The following is a 20859-nucleotide window of genomic DNA, read 5'->3' as shown; positions in this document are numbered from 1 at the left end:
CAACCGGACGACGATGACGCCGCAATGGACAGAGAGGTCGGAGGGGAAAGTCAGTCTCACGAGCCGGTGCTGCTCGATGAAATCGTTGATTTTCTCAACCCCGCAGCCGGCGGCCTCTTCGTTGATTGCACACTCGGACTGGGAGGCCACACGGCAGCCATTTTAAAGGCTGCGCCGACGGCTCGCGTCATCGGCCTCGACCGCGACCGCGACGCTCTGGCTATCGCCACCGAGCGACTGGCGATCTTTGACAAACGGTTTCAAGCCGTACACGCGAACTTCACAGAGATTGGCCGCGTGCTGGCGCAACAAGGGACGATGAGCGTTCAGGGCGTTTTGGCCGATTTAGGCGTTTCATCATTGCAACTCGACCGTGGTGAGCGCGGATTCAGCTTTGGCGCCGACGCGCCGCTCGACATGCGGATGGATCAAAGTCAGGGTGAGACGGCGGCAGCGTTGCTCGGTCGGCTGACGGAAGGCGAGCTGGCCGATTTAATCTTTGAATATGGTGAAGAACGTGGCGCGCGGCGCATCGCCCGCGCCATCGTGCGCGAGCGCGAGCGCGCAGAGATTGCGACCACCAGACAGTTAGCCGACCTGGTGGTGCGCGTCCTGCATCCGCAGGGCCGCTGGCGGATTCATCCGGCGACGCGCACCTTTCAAGCCTTGCGCATCGCCGTCAATCAGGAACTGCGCGCCCTGGAAGGCTTCATCCCCGATGCGGTGACGGCGCTCGCAGCGGGCGGGCGGCTGGCAATCATTTCGTTCCATTCGCTTGAAGACCGCATCGTCAAGCGCGGCTTTTTGCGGGAGTCTGGCCGATGCGACTGTCCGACAGAGGTTAAAAGGATCGCCCAGGCGAGCCAGTGGCTCGCGGAGAACGGTCTTGAATCGAGCAGCGAACAAGACGGCGGCTCTCGTGCATCCGGTGTCCTGGCGTGTCCGCATTGCGGCGCGCGCCGCCGGGTTCACCTCCTCACACGCAAGCCGGTTCGCCCGAGCGCCGCAGAAAGCGCGCGCAATCCTCGCTCCCGCAGCGCGCTGTTGCGCGTCTGCGAGAAACTGTAGGTCATCAAGCCCAGACCTTCTAGCCCCAAACTCGACCGGGTCCGCAGGTTGTCTTTCGTGGCGCGTCCCGGCTTCACGCCCGTTCGTGAAGCCCACCACCCGAGAGCCTTTTGCCCGGATCAACCTTTGAGGCAGATGTTATGACTAACCGATTTTATCCCGACAAACAGATTCGCAACCGCCAGGTGGCGCGGCCCGTCAATGGGCGCATCTTCGTCTGGCTGACGGTGCTGGCGCTGGCCGGCGCCTTGCTGTCGTGCGGTTTCGTGATCAGCGCGCGCCAGCACTTTGAAGCCATCTCAACCGGTTATGAGAACGAAGACCTGCGGCGGCAGGCGGCGCAGATGGAAGAGAAACGCCGCCAGCTTGAGTTGGAGTATGCGCGCCTGGCTTCACCGGTCGAAATCCAAAAGCGCGCGCAGAAGGTCGGGCTGGCCCAACCGCAGAACCAGCCGACCGGCATCCGCCGCCCGACCAACGTCGAGGCAAAGCCGAAAAGGTAGATGACCCGTGATGGGTGTCGGGTGTTAGGTGTTGGGTTCCGGTAATCACTCAACCTCTAACACCCCACACCCGACACCCATCACCTGATAGACCAATGATGAGAACGAACAACCAGGTATCCGCTAAGCGCTTCATCGTCATCCAGGTCCTGGTGGTCCTCTGGGTCGTGGTGATCGGCTATCGCCTCGTCAAGTTGCAGGTCAGAGACCATGAAACGCTACGCGCCCGCGCCGAGCGCCAGCAGCAGGCGGCGATTGATCTGAGCCCGATGCGTGGCATCGTTTATGACCGCAACGGCAATGAGCTGGCGCGCTCGGTCGAAACCCGCTCGCTTTACGCCTCGCCCGCCGAGATCAAAGATGCCGAGACGGTCGCTGACCGCCTGGCCGACCTGCTCGACGTTGACCGTGATGCGCTTTACAAACGGCTGACGTCGAAGAATCTCGTGCTGGTCGCGGTCAAACGCAAGCTCACCGACAAAGAAGCGGCGCAGGTCGAAGCCTTGCACCTCGGCGGGCTGCGCTTCGTCAACGAGATGAAGCGCAACTACGTCGCCGGCCAGACCGCCGCCCACGTCCTCGGCTTCGTTGACATCGAAGAGCGCGGCCAGGGCGGGCTTGAGCAGGCGTACGACAAGCAGATTCGCGGCAAGGGCGGGCGGCTGGTCCTCGACGTCGATGCGCTCAACAAGTCCTACGATCACTCGGTCGAAGAACCGATCCCCGGCGCCAACGTGACGCTGACGATTGACGTGCTGATTCAGCACTATGCCGAGCAGGCGCTCACCGACGCCATCCGTCAGCACCATGCGCGCGGCGGCACCATCGTCTTGATGCGGCCGGCGACCGGCGAGATTCTGGCGCTCGCCAACTATCCGACCTTCGACCCGAACAACGTCAGCGAGTCGGACGACGGCGAGCGGCGCAATCGCGCCATCGAGACATCATTTGAGCCGGGCTCGATCTTCAAGCTGGTGACCTATTCGGCGGCGCTCGAAGAGAAGCTGATCCGCCCGGACACGCGCATCGATTGCGGCAATGGCCAGATTCGCATCCTCGACCGCATCATCCACGATGGCCACTATGGCGTGCTGACCGCTGCCCAGGCGCTCGCCAAATCGTCGAACGTCGCCGCCATCAAGATCGGCATGATGTTAGGCAAGGAGCGGCTGGGACGCTACATCGAAGAGTTCGGATTTGGCCGCCGCACGGGCATCGAGCTGCCGGCGGAAGCGCGCGGCCTCTTCCGTCCGGCCAGCGAGTGGGGGCCGACCAGCATCGGCTCGATCCCTATGGGCCATGAAGTCGGCGTCACCGCCGTGCAGGCCATCGCCGCTTACGCCTGCATTGCCAATGGCGGCGAATATGTGAAGCCGCACATTGTGGGCCGTATTACAGATGCGGCGGGCAACGTCATCGAAGAGCCGCCTGCCGAGCATCGCCGCATCGTCAGCCAGCGCACTGCCGACACCATCAAACAGATGCTCGAAGGCGTGGTAATGCAGGGCACAGGCAAGGCGGCGCAGGTCGGCGGCTACAGCGCCGCCGGCAAGACCGGCACGGCGCAGAAGATCGATGAGCAGACCAGGCGCTATTCGCAGACGAAATACGTCGCCTCGTTCGCCGGCTTCGCGCCAGTCGAGAATCCTGAGATCGCCTGCATCGTTTCGATAGACGAGCCCATCGGCGCGCATCACGGCGGCGATGTGGCAGCGCCGGTCTTTGCGCGCGTCGTCACCGACGCCCTGCGCACGCTCGGCGTGCAGCCGGCGGACGAGCCGCCCGCGCAAATGGTCGCCGCCGACACGCACGTTTATAACGTCGCCGAGCTGATGCCCGACAGCCGGGTCGCGGCGCGGGTTGAAAGAGACGAAACGCGGCCCGCGCTCGATGTCGCCAGTAACCCGACGCCGGCGGCCATGCCATCGCGCGGCGGCATCGTCATGCCTGACCTGATGGGCTTGAGCATCCGCGAGGCGCTCGCCTTGTGTGCGGCACGCGGATTGAAGATCAAGCCGAGCGGCGAAGGCGTCGTCGCTCTACAAAACCCGTCGCCCGGGGCGCTAGTCGCACAAGACACAGTCTGCATGGTGAAACTGGCAAAGCAGTTCGTGCGCAAAGAGGCCATCGCCCGCTCACCCGGCGGGCGGCGGTGACGACTTAAAGTCACGAGAGAACCAGGGGCGTGTAAAGAAAGATTGAAAGGCAATTGCCGACTTGAAGCTTGCGGATTTAGCTAGGGAGATTGACGCGGTCGCCACCAGCGGGCGGCTCGACCGCGAGGCGCGCGATGTCACGCACGATTCGCGCGGCGTCGCGCCGGGGTCGGTGTTTGTCGCCATTCGCGGCGCCAAAACCGACGCGCACCGCTTCATTCCGCAAGTCATCGAGAGCGGCGCGGTCGCCATCATCTCTGAGCTGAGTCGTAACCAGACCGACATTGATACGGCGGAGATCGGCTGGATTCAAGTCAGCGAAGCGCGCGCGGCGCTGGCTCGCGCGGCGGCGGCGATTCACGGTCATCCGTCTCGCCGGCTCAAACTCGTCGGCGTCACCGGCACAAACGGTAAGACGACGACCGCGCATCTGGTGGATTCGATCATTCGCGCCGCCGAAGGCACATCGGCGATGTTCGGCACGATTCAACATCGCGTCGGCGATCAGGCGGCAACCGCGCACCACACGACGCCCGAAGCCGCCGACATTCAGCGCATGCTGGCGCAGGCCGTCGCTGCCGGCTGTCGCTCGGCGGTGATGGAAGTCTCATCGCATGCCATCGAGCTGCACCGCGCCGACGGCTTGAAGTTCGCGGTCGCCGTCTTCAGCAACCTGACGCGCGACCATCTTGATTATCACCAGACGATGGAGAGCTACTTCGCGGCGAAAGCCAAGCTCTTCAACGGGACGATTGATCCGCAGCTCGGCGTCTCGGCCATCAACATCGATGACGAATATGGCCGCCGTTTGCTCGGCAGCGCCAGAGGCCGAATCATCACTTACGGCTTCAGCCCGGATGCCGATGTGCGCACCGACCGCTTCGACCTGTCGCCGCGCGGATTGTCCTACACGGCGACGACGCCCGCGGGTCAAATTGAGATTGCTTCGCCGCTCGTCGGCCGCTTTCACGTCTACAACACGCTGGCGGCGATTGGCGCAGGATTGGCTCTGGGAGCCGAGTTAGAGGTGATCGCGCAAGGCATACGCGATTGCCGCACGGTCGCGGGACGCTTCGAGCAAGTGACGATGGACGATGGGCGCGGGCCGGGGTTCGCGGTCATCGTTGATTACGCGCATACGGACGATGCGCTCAAAAACGTCTTGCAGACGGCGCGCGAAGTCGCCGGCCAGGGGCGCGTCATTACGGTCTTCGGATGCGGCGGCGACCGCGACCGCACGAAGCGCGCGCCGATGGGCGAGATTGCCGCAATGCTTTCGGATGTCGCCATCGTGACGTCGGACAATCCGCGCGGCGAAGCGCCGCTGGCGATCATTGCCGACGTTGAAGTCGGTTTGCAGAAAGCCGGGCGCGAATATGTGAAACTGCCCGACCGCCGCGAAGCCATCTTTTGCGCCATCAACGAGGCGCGTGACGGCGACGTGGTGGTGATTGCCGGCAAAGGGCACGAGACGTATCAAATCCTCGGCGATAACACGATTCACTTTGACGATAAAGAAGTGGCGCGCGAGGCGATGACGGAAAGGCGCGGCGCAAGCCGCTAGCTGGCGCACAACATGAAACTCAGCGACGTAGCAAAGCGGCTCGGCGCGGCGGCTCCCGAACCACTCGGCGAGCGCGAGCCGCTCGGCTACTCGATTGACTCGCGGACGATCCGCGCCGGCGATGTCTACTTCGCCATTCGCGGCGAGCGCCACGACGGCCATCAATTCGTCGCCGATGTCTTGAGCCGGGGCGCGATTGCCGCAGTCGTGTCGCGTGAGTTTCAAGCGGCGCACGCCGACCGTCTGCGCCGCGATGAAGCGATGCTGATCGGCGTAGACGATACGCTTGCGGCTTTGCAGCAGCTTGCTTCTTCAGTGCTTGGCGACTGGCGCGGGCAAGAGGTCGCCGTCACCGGCAGCATGGGCAAGACGACGACGAAAGAGATGACGGCGGCGACGCTCGGCGCTGCCGGCCGCGTCATCAAGACGACCGGCAACCTGAACAACGACTACGGCCTGCCGCTGTCAATTTTGAAGATGGAGAGCGACGGCGCGCACGCCACGGATTTTGATTACGCGGTCTTTGAGATGGGCATGAATCACAAAGGCGAGATCGCACGGCTCGCCGAGATTGCCCCGCCTGATTGCGGCATCGTCACGGTGGTCGCGCCGGTTCACCTTGAGTTCTTTGATTCGGTGGACGGCATCGCCGAGGCGAAAGCTGAACTGGTCGCGGGTATCAAGACGGGCGGCCTCGCCGTGCTGAACGCCGACGACCCGCGCGTTGCGCGCATGCGCGAAGGGCGCAGCGACATTGCTCATCGAATGTTCGGCATCGAAAGCCGTGCGGACATCACGGCACGCGACATTGAATCGGATGGCTTGAGCGGCACACGCTTTCGTCTGCTGACGCCGCGCGGCGAAACCGCTGTCAGGCTCGCGGTCGCGGGCCGCCACAATGTTTATAACGCGCTCGCCGCCGCAGCGGTCGCCGATTACTATAACGCGCCGCTTGCGGGCATCGCTGAAGCGCTCGGTCAATCGGCCTCGCCACGGATGCGCGGCGAAGTCGCGCGATTAACTAATGGCGTCACGCTCGTAGACGATTCGTACAACTCGAATCCGCGCGCCCTGATCGAGATGGTCAAGACCGTCAGCGCCAATCGCGAGGTTGAGCGCCGCATCGTGGTCGCCGGTGAGATGCTCGAACTGGGTGAGAGCGGCGCGGCGCTGCACCGTGAAGCGGGCCGGCAGATCGCCGGGCTCGGCATCGATCTATTGATCGGCGTGCGCGGGCTGGCGGCAGAGATCATCGAAGGCGCACGCGAAGCCGGCATGGCGGCTGAGGCAACGATCTTTTGTGCGACGCCCGAAGAAGCGGCTGAAGTCTTGCAGCGCCAGGCGCGCGGCGGCGATCTGGTTCTCGTCAAAGGCTCGCGCGGCGTAAAGACCGAGATTGTCGTCGAGCGAATGAAGCGGTGGTCAGTTGCCAGTTGCCAGTCGCCCTCCGCAACAGAAGTAACTACGCATCAGGCAACCGATAACGGGTAACTGGCAACTGGCAACTGACCGAGAGGGCTGATGTTCTACTACTTGAATTTTCTCAGGGACAAACACGACAGCCTGTCGTTCCTCCGCGTGTTCGACTACGTGACTTTTCGCACGGCGTGGGCGGCGATTACGGCGCTCGTCATCAGCCTGATGTTCGGCTCGCGGATGATCGCTATGCTGAAAGAATTTCAGATCGGCCAGCAGATTCGCGAAGAAGGCCCGCGCTCGCACCAGTCGAAGCGTGGCACGCCGACGATGGGCGGGGTGTTGATCATTCTCTCGGTCGCCATCTCGACGCTGTTGTGGGCGAACCTGTCAGTGATTTATGTATGGCTCGCCGTCTGCGCAACGCTCTGCTACGGCGCGATTGGCTTTGCTGACGATTATCTGAAGATCAAGCGCCGCCACAACCTCGGATTGACCGGCAGGCAAAAACTGTTCTTTCAATTTCTGGTCGCTTTCGCCATTGGGATCGTGCTGCATTACTTCACGACCTACAGCACACGGTTGAGCCTGCCGTTCTTCAAGAACATCACGCCGGAGATTTTGTGGCCGGCTTACCTGCTGATCTTCGCGCCGCTGGTGCTGGTCGGTTTTTCAAACGCCGTAAATTTGACGGATGGCCTGGACGGGCTGGCGATCTCGGTGACGGTGGTGACGAGCGCGGCACTTACGGGGTTTACCTATGTCAGCGGCGAAGCGCGCTTCGCCGAGTACCTCGGCTTGCAGCACAACCCCGGCATTATCGAGCTGACGATTTTTTGCGCGGCGCTGATGGGAGCGAGTCTCGGTTTCTTGTGGTTCAATGCGCCGCCCGCCGAAGTCTTCATGGGCGATGTCGGCTCGCTCGGCATCGGCGGCGCGATTGGCATTGTCGCCGTGCTGATCAAGCAGGAGTTTTTGCTGGTGATGATCGGCGGCGTCTTTTTCATTGAAGCGATGTCGGTCATCTTACAGGTTGCCTCGTTCAAGGTGTTCAAACGGCGCGTCTTTAAGATGGCGCCGTTGCATCATCACTTTGAACTGATGTTCCCGGTTGAGCAGTCGCGGCGCATGGAGCCAAAGCTGGTCTTTCGCTTTTTGATCGTGGCGATTCTCTTCGCCTTGCTCAGCCTGACGACGTTGAAGCTGCGCTGAAAGCAGGGGTCGGGGGTCAGGGGTCAGGGGCCGGTTTTTCCGCCCCGGCCCCCGGCCCCCGGCCCCCGACCCCTATGAACGTTGCTGGTACAAACATTCTGGTCGTGGGCATCGCGCGCAGCGGCGTGGCGGCAGCGCGCTTGCTCGCGGCATTCGGCGCAAACGTCACGGCGAACGACGTGAAAGACGAATCGCACCTGGCACGCGAAGCCGACGAATTGCGCGCCGCGGGCGTAAGGCTTGCGCTCGGCGGCCATCCCGAATCGCTGTTTACGCAGGCTGATTTGATCGTGCTCAGCCCCGGCGTCCCCGCCGATTTGCCGGCGCTCGAAATCGCGCGCGGCAGCGGCGTTGAAATCATCAGCGAGCCAGAGCTTGCGGGCCGCTTCCTGCGCGGGCGCATGATCGGCATTACCGGCTCGAACGGCAAGACGACGACGACGGCGCTCACCGGCGAATTGATGAAAGCGGCGGGCGCTGAGGTCATCGTCGGCGGCAACATCGGCACGCCGCTGACGAGCTTGATTGAACAATCGAAGGATCAGACGTGGGCCGTTGCCGAGCTGTCGAGCTTTCAGCTTGAGATGATCGACAGCCTGCGGGTTCACGTCGCCGTCGTGACCAACATCACGCCGGATCATCTGGACCGGCACGGCACGTTTGAAAACTATGTCCGCGCCAAGCACCGCATCTTTCGCAATCAAACCGCCGACGACTTCGCGGTGTTGAACGGTCACGATGAAGCGATTGACGAAATGGTCAGCCAGCACGGCGTGCCGTCACGCAAAGTCTATTTCAGCTCGCGCGGGCCGCAAACGATGGCCGGCGGCGCGGCGGACATCTATGTGCGCGAGGGCCGCGTGCTGACGACGCTGGTGGCCGGCCGGCAAAGCGAAGTCGAGGTTATGCCGCTCGCCGATATTCCATTGCGCGGCATGCACAACGTCGAAAACGTCATGACGGCGCTGGCCGCGGTCTTTTGCGCGACGCAGACGCGGCTGGTTGATCTGCCGGCGCTGGTCGCCGCGGTCAAGCAATTTCCCGGCGTCGAACATCGCATCGAGTACGTCGCCGAAATTGACGGCGTCACGTTTTATAACGACTCGAAGGCGACGAACGTGGACTCGACCGTCAAGGCCCTGGAAGCGTTCGAGCGCAACGTCATCGTGATCCTCGGCGGCAAGGACAAAGGCAGCGATTACACGACGCTTGCGCCGCTCGTTAGCCGTCGCGTCAAGCAAGTCGTGCTGCTTGGCGCCGCAAGCGACAAGATCGCCGCACAGCTCGAAGGCGTGCGCCCCATGACGCGCGCCGCTTCGATGCGGGATGCGGTTCAGCAATCCATGCAGGCGGCAGAGGCAGGCGACACCGTGTTGCTCGCTCCCGCCTGCGCCAGCTTCGATATGTTCGACAACTACGAGCATCGAGGCCGCGTCTTTAAGCAGGAAGTGATGAATCTGCAAAGGAGTATGACAAGTGACAAGTGACAGGTGACAAGAGGTTGTTAATAAGCCACCAGGCAACGGTGGCGCACTCCCTCTTGTCACCTGTCACCTGTCACTCGTCACCCGCTGAAAGTTATGGCGATTGATTACCGAACCGCGACGCCGCGATGGAAGCGCGAAGCCGACTGGCAGGCGCGGCGCGCCGCCGAGTCGCGCTCCGCCGGGCGCGAGCTGGGCGTAGATAGAATCTTACTGCTCATTGTGCTGGCGCTGACCTTGTTCGGCGCGGTGATGGTCTACTCGGCGTCGGCGATCATCGCCGAGAAGAGCTTTGGCAATCAGTTTCACTTTCTCTACAAGCAAGGGGTGTGGGCGCTGGTCGGGCTGGTCGCGATGGCTATCGGGATGAAGATCGATTATCGCCATTACAAGCAGCCCAGAATCGTCTTCCCGTTGCTGGCCGTGACCGCTGCGATGCTCGTCGTCGTGTTGTTTCTGCCGAAGGTGAACGAGACGCACCGCTGGATTCGTTATGCAGGCTTTTCACTGCAACCGTCGGAGGTCGCCAAACTGGCTCTCACAGCCTATTTGGCGTACTTGATCGAGAGCCGCGAGCGCGAGCTGGACGATTTCAAGCGCGTCTTCATTCCGGCAACCGTGGTCGGCGGATTCATCATTGTGATGGTCGCTGCCGAGCCCGACCTGGGCACGGCGATGGCGCTCGGCATCGTCTATTTGACGGTGACGTTTTATGCCGGCGTGCCGCTGCGCTATCTGGCGCTGGTCGGCGCGGCGGCGCTGCCGGGGCTTGCGGGGATGCTGTTGCTGGTGCCCTGGCGCTTGCAGCGGCTGATGGACTTTCTCGACCCGTGGAAGAACCAGACGACGTCGAGCTTTCAGGTGGTGCAGTCGTTGATCGCCGTCGGCAGCGGCGGCGCGCAGGGCGTCGGCTTCGCGCAGGGCAAGCAGAAGTTGTTTTACCTGCCGGCGCCGCACACCGACTTTATCTTTGCAGTGATTGGCGAAGAACTGGGGCTGATCGGCTCGGTAGCGGTCGTCGGCATGTTCGCGCTGCTGGCGTGGCGCGGTTTCCGCGCGGCGCGCTCGGCGCCCGACCTGTTCGGGCAGTTGCTAGCGACCGGGCTAACGGTGATGATCATCGCCCAGGCGCTTTTTAACATCAGTGTGACGCTGTCGCTCGTGCCGACCAAAGGCATACCGCTGCCGTTCATCAGCTCGGGCGGCTCGTCGCTGGCCATCTCGCTGTTCGCAGCCGGCGTGCTGCTGAACGTGTCGAAGCACGAGAAAGCATGAAGAAAGGAGTCAGGAGTCAGAAGTCAGGAGTCAGAATGGAAGGCAAAGCCTCTACTCTTGAACAGACACTTATAAACGGACTTTATTCTGACTTCTGACTCCTGACTTCTGACTCCTATGAGAGTAATCATCGCAGCCGGCGGCACCGGCGGGCACATCTATCCGGGCGTGGCGATTGCCCGAGAGTTTAAGCGGCGCGACGCGGCAACCGATATTCTTTTCGTCGGCACGCCACGCGGCCTGGAATCGAAGATCGTGCCGCGCGAAGGCTTTCAGCTTGAGATGATTCAGGTCGGCGCGCTCAAAGGCGTCTCGCTCTTTGCAAAAACCAAATCGCTCGCCGGCCTGCCCTTGAGCTTTGTCGCGGCGCTCGGCATACTGCGGCGCTTCAAGCCGGACGTGGTCATCGGCGTCGGTGGCTATTCGTCGGGGCCGACGCTGCTGATGGCGGCGCTCAAGCGCATCCCGACGATGATCGTCGAGCCGAACGCGATGCCGGGTTTTACGAACCGCGTGCTGGCGCGCTTTGTCGGCGCAGCCGCTCTGACCTTTGAAGACGCGCTCAAGTATTTCGGCAAGCGCGGCGTCGTGACCGGCAACCCTGTGCGCGGCGATTTTGCCGGCATTCAGAAGAAAGCGCGCGGCGCGTGCTTGAATGTGCTGGTCTTCGGCGGCAGCCAGGGCGCGCATGCCATCAACGTGGCGATGACCGAAGCGGCGGGTTTGCTGACGGCGCAAAAAGAGCGCATGGCTATCGTCCATCAGACAGGTGAGAAGGATTACGAAATGGTCGAGCGCGCTTACAACGAAGCGGGATTGACGGAGGCAGAAGTGAAGCCGTTCATTCACGACATGGCGGCGCGCTTTGCGTGGGCGGACGTGTTGATTTGCCGGAGCGGCGCAACGACCGTGGCCGAAGTCGCGGCGGCGGGCAAGGCGGCGATCTTCGTCCCCTTCCCTTTCGCCACCGACGATCATCAGCGCAAGAACGCCGAAGCGTTCGAGCGCGTCGGCGCCGCTCGCATGATTTTGCAGAAGGATTTGACGCCGGCGCGGCTCGCCGATGTGTTACAGCAGTTGCTTGATAACCCCGGCGCGCTTGACCAGATGGAAGCGGCCAGCCGCCAGCTTGGGCGGCCCGATTCCGCCGCGCGCGCTGTCGATTTAGCTATGCAGGCGGCCAGTGGTAGGAAGAAGGAAGCAGGAGGCAGGAAGCCGGAGGCAGAATAAAAACGGGGACGCAATCAGCGCACTGGCTGCCGCTGACCTCCCTCCTCCATTCTGACTCCTGACTCCTGACTTCTGAATACTCAAGATATGCTTTTTCGTAGAGTCAGACACATTCATTTCGTCGGCATCGGCGGCATTGGCATGAGCGGCATTGCCAAAGTGCTGCTGTCGCTCGGCATGAATTTCCGAGTCACCGGCAGCGATGCCAAGCGTTCGTCCATCACCGACAGCCTCGAAGAGATGGGCGCGACCATTTGGGAAGGCCATGCCGGCGAGCACATTGCCGGGGCCGACGTCGTCGTCTGCTCGTCGGCGGTGCGCAACGATAACCCCGAAGTGACCGCGGCGCACCAGCGATTGGTTCCCGTGATCCCGCGCGCCGAGATGTTGGCCGAGCTGATGCGCCTCTACCGCTACGGCATCGCGGTCGCCGGCACGCATGGCAAGACGACGACGACGTCGATGATTTCGCACATGATGACGCTGGCCGATTTCGACCCGACGATTGTCGTCGGCGGCCGCGTGACGACGCTGGCGTCGAACGCCCAGGTCGGTCACGGCGACTACATCGTCGTCGAGGCGGACGAGTCCGACGGCTCGCTGCTGCAACTGACGCCGACGATTGCCGTGCTGACCAACATTGACGCGGATCACCTGGACCACTTCACAGGCGGCATCGAAGAGATCAAAGAATGCTTCGTGGATTTCGCCAATCGCGTGCCGTTTTACGGAACGATTGTGCTGTGCCTGGACGACCAGAACGTTCAGGCGATTATTCCTGAAGTCACGCGGCGCAAAGTCAGTTACGGGCTGGCGGCGCAGGCCGACGTGTCGGCGTGGAATATTCAACTGAACACTGCCTTCGGCTCGGAATTCACGGTGCGGGCTTTCGGCAAAGAAGCGGGGCTGGTCAAGCTCTGGGTGCCGGGCCTGCACAACGTCTACAACGCGATGGCGACCATCGCTGTCGGGCTCGATCTCAATATCGAGTTTGATCGCATCGTCGAGGCGCTCGCCAGCTTTCGCGGCGCCGAGCGGCGCTTTCAGATCAAAGGCGAGAAGCACGACATACTGGTGGTGGATGATTATGGTCACCACCCGACCGAGATCAAGGCGACGCTGTCAGCGGCGCGCACCTCTGGCCGCCGCGTCGTCACCTTGTTTCAGCCGCACCGCTATACGCGGACGCGCGACCTGTTCGATGATTTCGCGCGCTCGTTTTATGGCGCAGACGTCTTGCTGGTGGCTGACATCTACGCCGCCAGCGAAGACCCGATTGAAGGCGTCAGCAGCCGTGCGATGGCCGAGCAGACCGAGCGCTTCGGCCATCGGCACGTCGAATACATCGGGCCGCTATCGAACGCGGCCAAGCGACTGAAAGAGATCGTCCAGCCCTACGATCTCGTTCTAACGCTCGGAGCCGGCAACGTCTACCAGGCAGGAGAAGAGTTGCTGAAGATTCTTTGACGCGGCGGCGCGGCGACGCGGACAGCGGGCGAGAAATCGTCAACGCTTCCGCAAAAGAATTCGCCGTGTCACCGCGTCCCGGTGTCGCCGCGACACCAGTGGGAGGTGGCGCTTTGGCAATAGCTCAAAGGGGTGAGCCCAGAGGGCGCGCACAAGTTGTCGCGCCGCGCGCGCCGCGTCGGTTGCAGCAGTCGCGCTCGCGCGGCAGCCGCGCGCGACTCGGCGAGCGGTTGAAATCGGCAGCGGTGCTGGTCAAGCCGGCTGTGGTTTTGATCACCATCGCGCTGTTGATCGTCGGGTATAACGCACTGGCCGGCTCGCGGTTCTTCGAGTTGCATTACATCAATGTCAGCCAGGCCAGCCCGGCGTTGCAGGCCGAGATCGAGCAGACAGTGAAGCGCGCCGTCGGCCAGACGAAACTGCTTGACGTCAGCCTTGCCGCGTTGAAGGAGAAGGTCGAAAAGCTGCCGCAGGTGCGCACGGCCACGGTGGCGCGATTGCTGCCCGACGGTCTTTTCGTGCAGGTGGTCGAGCGTCACCCGGCGGTGCTGGTGCGCCGGCAATCCGCCTCGCAGGAAGAAAAGCTCGTCTGGCTTGATGAAGACGCGGTGGAGATGGGCGAGTTCGCCGCCGTCAACGCCGGCGCTCAGACCGGCGAGATGCGCGAGGTGCCGCCCATCGCCAAGGGCTTTGAAGATGGCAACCGCTCGCAGGCAGCGGTCAATGCCGACCGCGAACGCATCGCGGTCTATAAGAAGTTAGAGGGCGAGCTGGGCGACGGCGCGTCGTCGCTGTGGAACTTGATTGACGAGATTGATCTGCGCGATGTCAAGGACGTGAATCTGAGCCTCGCCCGCCCGCACGTTCTGATTCACGTCGGCAGCACAGACTTTCGCAAGCGCTTCGAAATCGCGCTGACGATCATCCAGGCGGCCAAGAGCGGCGACGCCGAAGCCTTGCGCCGTATGCGGACGCCTGAGCAGAGAATTGAACAATTGATCCAGAACGCCAACAACTTCAGCTTCATTGACACGGCGCGCTCGGATCGCATCGTTGTAAACTTCGCCTCCCCCGGCGTAACCCAGGCCCCGGTGCAGCAGGAAACTAAACCGACACAGGGCAAGAAGAGGTGAACGGTGACAAGTGACGAGTGACAAGAAAGGCTGCGACAGTCAGGCCATGGCCGGTTACGCAGTCACAGCGTCTTGGCACTTGCCACTCATCACTTGTCACTCAAAGATGGCCGGAGGATGAACAAAAATGGCTAAGGGAAGCAGACACATTGCCGCGCTCGACATTGGCACCACGGAGGTGCGCGCCGTCGTCGGCGAGATTGCGGATAACGATAAGCTCGAAATCATCGGCGTCGGGCGCGCGCCGTCGCGCGGCGTTCGCAAAGGCGTCGTCGTCAACATCGAAGCGACCGTTGACGCCATCAAACAGGCGGTCGAAGAAGCCGAGATGATGGCCGGCGTGCCGGTGGACGCGGCGTACGTCAGTATGGGCGGAGCCCAGGTGCGCGGCATAAACTCGCGCGGCGTCATCGCCATCAGCCGCCGCAATCGCGACATCACCGAAGAAGACGTGTACCGCGTCATCGACCAGGCGCGCGCCATCAGCGTGCCGACCGACCGCGAGATCGTTGACGTGCTGCCGCAGGAGTTCACCGTAGACGGCCAGGATGGCATCGGCAACCCCATCGGCTTTCTCGGCATGCGGCTTGAGGCCGCCGTTCATGTGGTCACTTCGCCCATTACGGCGCGGCAGAACGTCGTCACCTCGGTGAACCGCGCCGGCATCCACGTGACCGACACGGTGGTCAACCACGTTGCCGGCGGCGAAGCGACGCTGACGCCGGACGAGAAAGAGTATGGCGCCGCGGTGCTCGACATGGGCGCAGACATCACGAACCTGACGATCTTTTTCCGCGACGCGGTGCGCCACACGGCGGTCTTTCCGATGGGCGGCAACCACTTCACCAACGACATCGCCGTGGGCCTGCGCACGCCGGTGCCCGAAGCCGAGCGCATCAAGCAGCACGAAGGCTGCGCGCTGGCCGGGCTGATGGCCGAAAGCGAGCGCAGCCGCATGGTCGAAGTGCCGTCGGTGGGCGGGCGCCCTGCGCGCATGCTCAGCCGGCAGATCCTCTGCGAGATTTTGCAGCCGCGCGCCGAAGAGATTTTCTCGCACGCGGCGGAAGAGATTCAGCGCGCCGGCTTCGAGCGGCAAATACTCTCAAGCGTCGTGATGATCGGCGGCGGCGCGCTGATGGATGGCGTCGTCGAGATGGCCGAGCAGGTACTCGACTTGCCGGCGCGTCATGGCATGCCGGACTTCGTCGGCGGGTTGACGGGCGAGATTGACAGCCCGGCGTTTGCGACCGTCGTCGGCGCTTTGCTCTATGGTTTCCACAAGCAAATGAATATGAAAAAGATTCATTCGCTGAAAGATGGCGCGCCCAAGCAAGAGGGCTTTTGGAAGCGCTGGTTTCGTTAAAAAAAATTTTCATGATGACGCAGGCAGTGGGAAAAAAAGGTTGTCGGGGTAAAGCGGCTGTGCTACTATGCGGTGTGTCTTCAGAAGCTCGGTCTACCACATATTGTAGCAACCGGCTGCCAGCCTCAACGGCACTGTTAGGAGAACCCCTCACCGGACGGGAGCGCCACGAACGCCCCCGTAGGAGTTGGACGTGTGCGTCTACGGCGCGCCGTCCGGCGGCAAGGTAGGCCGCCTGCCTGGCAGTGTTTGAAAATAGAAGTCGCACACTCGGAGAAGTTCACGCGAGCTAGACGGCCTGGGATAGCCGCATCACCGCCCTTGCTCGCTCGGTTGCTAATGCTCGGTTTGCAGGAGGCACAAACGAATGGCAGTGGATGAACGCAAAGGACTCATCATATTCGACGATTCGGACCAGCCCGTCACTGGCGCCAAGATCAAGGTGATCGGCGTCGGCGGCGGTGGCGGCAACGCCATCAACCGCATGATCGAGGCCGGCATCGAAGGCGTGCAATTTCTGGTCGCTAACACCGACCTGCAAGCGCTCAAAAGCTCTCGCGCTTCCATCAAGATTCAGATCGGCGAAAAGCTGACGCGGGGCCTTGGTGCCGGCGGCGACCCGGAGATCGGACGCCAGTCGGCGCTCGAAGACACCGAGAAGATCATCGAAGCGCTCGAAGGCTCCGACATGGTCTTCATCACCACGGGTCTCGGCGGCGGCACCGGCACGGGCGCGGCGCCGATACTCGCGAGCCTCGCCACCGAGCTGGGCGCACTGACGGTCGCGGTCGTCACCAAGCCCTTCCGTTTCGAGGGCCGGCGTCGCCAGCGCCAGGCCGAACAGGGCCTCAACGAGCTGCGCGAGTGCGTTGACACAGTCATCACTATCCCGAACGAGCGCTTGCTGAACGCGGTGGCGCGCGGCACCCCGTTTCTCGAATCCTTCAAGCTCGCCGACGACGTGCTGCGCCAGGCCGTGCAGGGCATCTCTGACATCATCACCGTGCCGGGCCTGATCAACGTTGACTTTGCCGACGTCAAGACGATCATGGCCGGCATGGGCATGGCGCTGATGGGCACAGGTTCCGCGGCGGGCGAAAACCGCGCCCTGGAAGCAACGCAACGCGCCATCTCCAGCCCGTTGCTCGAAGAAGCCTCCATCGAAGGCGCCAAGGGGTTGCTGGTCAACGTTACAGGCGGCACCGACCTGACGCTGTTCGAGGTCAACGAAGCCATGTCGATCATCCACGACTCGGCTGACCCGGACGCCAACATCATCTTCGGCGCAGTGCTGGACGAGCGCCTGGCCGACGAGATGAAGATTACCGTGATCGCCACAGGGTTTGACCGCGCGGCGACAGCGGCAGAGCCCGCGCCGCGCACCTACACGGCGCCCGCGCCCGCTGCGCCGGCAACCACTGCCACGCCCGGCGGCACAACCGGGCCCTTGCGCCGCGACGATTTAGACGTTCCCGCTTTCATCCGCAAGAAAGCCGATTAACTCCTGCACCAAAGTAATCCTCTGAGCTACTTGGCCGCTGTCTTAACAGGCAGCGGCTTTTTGTTTACGAGGAGCGCCGCGATTTCGGCAACTCGGCCAGGAATCGGGCCGCGCGCAAGAGGCCATAGCCGATTTGAAAGGGGAGCCGCGGCAGATCGTTCGCCGCGCCTCTTAATTTGAAAGTCGCTTCCAGCGGGTCAGGCCAGCGCCGGCGCAGCGCGGCGAGCGCCCCGGCGGGGTGAAGCAGATGATGAGCCATCGGTCGGTCGTATCGCATTTGCAAATGCGACTGCCGGGTCGCGTAAGGCGCTTGCCATTGTTTCAGCACATGGGAGAGGAGCCAGCCGGGCAGTTTCCTGGCTCTCGCGGCCCGCGGCATATCAGCGATTTCGACTCCGAGTAGCCGGTGCGCCAGACCAATCGTACATGCCACCCAGTCGGCTTTGCGACGGTCGGCGGTCAGGCAGCGATCCCAGTCAAAGCTCGCCGCGCGCGACTCCAGCGCCACGGCCACGTCGCACAACCATAGAGGGCGATAGGCGCCGTGCTGGAGCAGGTGCGTGCATAAAAGGCGCAGGTGATCTTCCGGGCTCAAGACGCGCACGTCTGTATCACCGAGCCTCACCAACTGCGAACCGGCATACAAGTGACCGGCGCTGACGCCGTCCAGCTTCGCGAACCCGTCGTGCATATCCACATGGTATTTGTGACAGTCGGGAGTTTCGAGGATGGTCACGGCTTTCGAGAATTGCTCAGGTCGAAAACAGAGATCGAGGTCGCCATAGGGCCGCAAGCCGGTTTCGGGATAGAGCCGGCCAATCGCCCAGCCTTTGACCAGTATCGGCTCGACATCCGCAGCGCGCAGCAGAGCGACGACTTCGCGAAGCTCCTGCTCATGCAAGGCGGCGCGAATCGCATGAAACTGGTAAGCCCGTTGTAGCTCGCCGGCAACCGCCGCCGTTTTAAGATGAGTATCGCGGACGCGCCACCAGCCCAGCGCCCCTGCCCCTGAGCCGAGCAGCAGCGGCGCGATGATCGTCAGTTCTTCGAGGGTGAGGTCGAACGCCGGAGGCTCGCGACGCCATGCCCCGGCCAAGGCCTTCGCAACCAGGGCGCCTTTGTCGTTGTTGCTCATTATCTCACGCCGGTGTGCCGCAGCCGGCGCCGCGATTCAGGGAAGGTCAACGAATATCGGCTCAACCGGCATTACACGACCCCATGAAGCAGGAGGGCGGACACCCCGGCGTGGCGATGCACTGGCTGTCGGTGGAGCAAGTGATCGAGCAGGTGCTGGCTTCGACGGCCCGCGGCGCGATGATCGAAGTCACCAGCGGCAGGCCAATCGCTGCCGCCCAGCCGATCTTCTGAAGCGCCTGGCGCCGGCTGATGCCCCGCGGTCTCAAGCGGCTCGCGCCTTCGGCGAGCAGGTGCGCCCTTTGCAATTGCTCGACGCCCAGCCAGACGACCGCTTCCTCTACGGGCAGGTGTATCTCATCTTCTAAAAGCCGGGCGATGTCGGCGGCTGACCGCTTGCCGTCGCAGTGCCGCCAGACCAGCGCGGCAGTCTTGTTCAAACAGTGGGCCTTGTACCGCTCACGATCATAGACCAGCACCTCGTCTGCCATCTCTTGAATGATCAAACCTTCTTCTCGTGCTGCCGGCAGAATCGCTTGGCGGTTCATGGTTTGCCCTCGTCCCAGAAAGTTAGAAAGCGGCACTCACAGGCGACAACCGACGTGAACTCTGAGCGGTTATACATTTGTCGGCTGGTGATTGTCAACCGGATTGCCGGCATTCTTCTCCAGCAGATTGAAGATGAAATCAACGACCGCCTGAGCTTCGCCGCGCTGGCCTTTCCAGACCGCGGAGGTCGCGACGACGCGGCGCAGAGTGGCGAGCGCGGCTTGCGGCTCGCGGCGCGCCGACACGGTGTTTTCTAGCAGCGCCAACGCGCCTTCGCCCGCTGACAGGCAGCGCGGGCGCCAGCGCGCTCCCGACTTATATTGACTGGCGATGATTAAGGCGACGGGCAACGGCCTGACGCCGCGCTTACCGCCCAGCGCTTCGACCGCATAGCGCGTGGCGCGGGCGGATTGGCCGCGCTCGCGAATACCGAGCAACCGCGTGTAAGGATGGACGCGGCCCGCTTGATCGAGCACCGCGTATTCGTCCGAATAGTAAGTGCAGCCGGCCCGCACCAATGCTGCCGTCAGCGTCGTCTTGCCGCTGAAGCTGCGGCCCGGAATGACAACCGCCTGGCCACGCCAGCCGACGACGCCGGCATGCACGAAGACGCGGCGCGGTGCCATCTCGGCGACGTAGAGCTGCACGTCATGCTCGAACGCCTCTGCGGCTCGCTCGACCTCCGGCGTACGCAGCAGGCGCTCGCCATTGGCGTAGACCAGATGCGAAGGCCGCGAGCCGCGCCGCTGATCTATACCGCCGGCAACGATTGAATAGAGCCGTTCGACATCGAGCGAGCGAGCGGGCTTCCACCCAGGTGGCAGCACCGGCAGGTAGTCGGCGATGACGCCCGGACGGTTGGCGCGAATGCCTATGCGCACACCGTAAGCGATCACCGCGATGCCTTCGACCCATGACAGCCGGTCGAGCTTCGGCATGCCGCGAGAATGGCTCTTCAATCGCGGCAAGCCCGCCTGCACCACGCATGCCCTCCTGACACGGCGCGCCTCACCGCAGACGGGTCGCCGGGTCGCCGAGCAGAATGAAGGTACGCCGCGCGTCAAGGCTGCGCACTGCGCCCTTGGCCCGGAGCGCCGCGTCGCCGACCGTCAGGCCATTCCCCTGATCGGACAGACGGCGGAACATCTCCATGCCCATCACAGATTCGCTGCCGGGCTCGCTCATGCCTGTCGAAGCCCACACGGCGATGGCTCCGCCTTTCGCCCGCAGCAACGACTCGCCGAGACTCTCGTCGGTCGGGTCCTGGAAGTAGCCATTCAAGCAAGTCATCATCACAAACAAGGACAGATTGCCGCCGTTTGTGAGCTGTGCCGCGTCGGCAGAGGTCAACAGGTTGCCGCGCCAGAAGCCGGCGTTGCCATGACCGTAATAGTTGACGATGCGCGGGCCGCGGTTGAGCGCGTCGAGCAGACGGCCTTTCGCGGCCATCGCGTCCATGCTGCCGCGATTGATCTGTTCGACCTGCTGGCCGGGCTGAATCACGCCGCGCAGCTCGTTGCTCGCGACTTCAAAGCTGACGCCTTCGCTATCGTCGTCAGAAACCAGCAGTACGCCTTCGGGCCGCGCTGCCTGCTCGTAGCTGACGATCTTGGCGACCAGGGCAGCGGCTTCCGTTGACGAGCGCACCGGCAGCCGCCCCACAGCCATCGCCGCCAGCCCCTCGCTACCCATCTCCGCATACCAGTCGTCGCTCGCCGTCTCCATCAGGCTCGTATCTATAAGCTTCGTCGGCACCACGTCCGCCTCCCCCAGCCCCAGGTAATTCTTCGGGTCATAGCTGGCG

The 20859-nt window shown here is 62.8% G+C and carries 17 protein-coding genes; 13 read left to right on the top strand and 4 right to left on the bottom strand.

The window, feature by feature from the left end:
* The first annotated feature begins 24 nt into the window (after window positions 1–24).
* The 13 genes from rsmH to ftsZ all read left to right on the top strand — a co-directional run bounded on the left by rsmH (window position 25) and on the right by ftsZ (window position 17372).
* Window positions 25–1068, top strand: a complete 1044-nt coding sequence (rsmH, locus tag VJ464_03865; GenBank protein ID HKQ04243.1) for a 16S rRNA (cytosine(1402)-N(4))-methyltransferase RsmH — start codon at window positions 25–27, stop codon at window positions 1066–1068.
* Window positions 1069–1208: 140 nt separating this feature from the next.
* On the top strand, window positions 1209–1571 hold the full coding sequence (locus tag VJ464_03860) for a hypothetical protein (GenBank protein ID HKQ04242.1): 363 nt from the start codon (window positions 1209–1211) through the stop codon (window positions 1569–1571).
* A gap of 95 nt (window positions 1572–1666) precedes the next feature.
* A complete protein-coding gene (locus tag VJ464_03855) occupies window positions 1667–3727 on the top strand; it encodes a penicillin-binding protein (protein ID HKQ04241.1) in 2061 nt (686 codons plus the stop codon).
* Window positions 3728–3788: 61 nt separating this feature from the next.
* Window positions 3789–5291 carry a UDP-N-acetylmuramoyl-L-alanyl-D-glutamate--2,6-diaminopimelate ligase gene (locus VJ464_03850; GenBank protein ID HKQ04240.1) on the top strand — a complete coding sequence of 501 codons (1503 nt, stop codon included), beginning with the start codon at window positions 3789–3791 and terminating at the stop codon, window positions 5289–5291.
* Between the two features lie 12 nt (window positions 5292–5303).
* Window positions 5304–6782, top strand: coding sequence for a UDP-N-acetylmuramoyl-tripeptide--D-alanyl-D-alanine ligase (murF, locus tag VJ464_03845; GenBank protein HKQ04239.1), 1479 nt, complete (start codon window positions 5304–5306; stop codon window positions 6780–6782).
* A gap of 30 nt (window positions 6783–6812) precedes the next feature.
* On the top strand, window positions 6813–7919 hold the full coding sequence (gene mraY / locus VJ464_03840) for a phospho-N-acetylmuramoyl-pentapeptide-transferase (protein ID HKQ04238.1): 1107 nt from the start codon (window positions 6813–6815) through the stop codon (window positions 7917–7919).
* 74 nt (window positions 7920–7993) lie between these two features.
* The gene (gene murD / locus VJ464_03835) at window positions 7994–9406 is read left to right on the top strand and encodes a UDP-N-acetylmuramoyl-L-alanine--D-glutamate ligase (protein ID HKQ04237.1); all 1413 of its coding nucleotides are present in this window, start codon (window positions 7994–7996) and stop codon (window positions 9404–9406) included.
* Window positions 9407–9499: 93 nt separating this feature from the next.
* Window positions 9500–10678, top strand: coding sequence for a putative lipid II flippase FtsW (ftsW, locus tag VJ464_03830; GenBank protein ID HKQ04236.1), 1179 nt, complete (start codon window positions 9500–9502; stop codon window positions 10676–10678).
* A gap of 117 nt (window positions 10679–10795) precedes the next feature.
* Entirely contained in the window at window positions 10796–11908 is a 1113-nt protein-coding gene (gene murG / locus VJ464_03825) for an undecaprenyldiphospho-muramoylpentapeptide beta-N-acetylglucosaminyltransferase (GenBank protein HKQ04235.1), read from the top strand.
* 87 nt (window positions 11909–11995) lie between these two features.
* Entirely contained in the window at window positions 11996–13375 is a 1380-nt protein-coding gene (gene murC / locus VJ464_03820; protein HKQ04234.1) for a UDP-N-acetylmuramate--L-alanine ligase, read from the top strand.
* Window positions 13376–13488: 113 nt separating this feature from the next.
* A complete protein-coding gene (locus VJ464_03815; GenBank protein HKQ04233.1) occupies window positions 13489–14508 on the top strand; it encodes an FtsQ-type POTRA domain-containing protein in 1020 nt (339 codons plus the stop codon).
* Between the two features lie 127 nt (window positions 14509–14635).
* Window positions 14636–15871: a cell division protein FtsA gene (gene ftsA, locus VJ464_03810; GenBank protein ID HKQ04232.1), complete on the top strand. Its 1236-nt coding sequence runs from the start codon at window positions 14636–14638 to the stop codon at window positions 15869–15871.
* A gap of 367 nt (window positions 15872–16238) precedes the next feature.
* Window positions 16239–17372, top strand: coding sequence for a cell division protein FtsZ (gene ftsZ, locus VJ464_03805; protein ID HKQ04231.1), 1134 nt, complete (start codon window positions 16239–16241; stop codon window positions 17370–17372).
* Window positions 17373–17436: 64 nt separating this feature from the next.
* Here ftsZ and VJ464_03800 read toward each other — a convergent pair whose 3' ends face one another.
* From VJ464_03800 to VJ464_03785, 4 genes are all read right to left on the bottom strand, one after another.
* Complete coding sequence (locus tag VJ464_03800) at window positions 17437–18507, bottom strand: nucleotidyltransferase family protein (GenBank protein HKQ04230.1); 1071 nt, start codon at window positions 18505–18507, stop codon at window positions 17437–17439.
* Window positions 18508–18568: 61 nt separating this feature from the next.
* The gene (locus VJ464_03795) at window positions 18569–19054 is read right to left on the bottom strand and encodes a PqqD family protein (protein ID HKQ04229.1); all 486 of its coding nucleotides are present in this window, start codon (window positions 19052–19054) and stop codon (window positions 18569–18571) included.
* 69 nt (window positions 19055–19123) lie between these two features.
* Window positions 19124–20014, bottom strand: a complete 891-nt coding sequence (locus VJ464_03790; protein HKQ04228.1) for a hypothetical protein — start codon at window positions 20012–20014, stop codon at window positions 19124–19126.
* Window positions 20015–20063: 49 nt separating this feature from the next.
* Window positions 20064–20859, bottom strand: a 796-nt coding sequence (locus VJ464_03785) for a C25 family cysteine peptidase (GenBank protein HKQ04227.1), incomplete at its 5' end; no start/stop codon positions are given.

The sequence above is a fragment of the Blastocatellia bacterium genome (assembly GCA_035275065.1).
In the GTDB taxonomy this organism is placed as follows: domain Bacteria; phylum Acidobacteriota; class Blastocatellia; order UBA7656; family UBA7656; genus DATENM01.
Note: the sequence above shows the minus strand (reverse complement) of the source record. Positions and strands in the feature narration are given on the sequence as shown.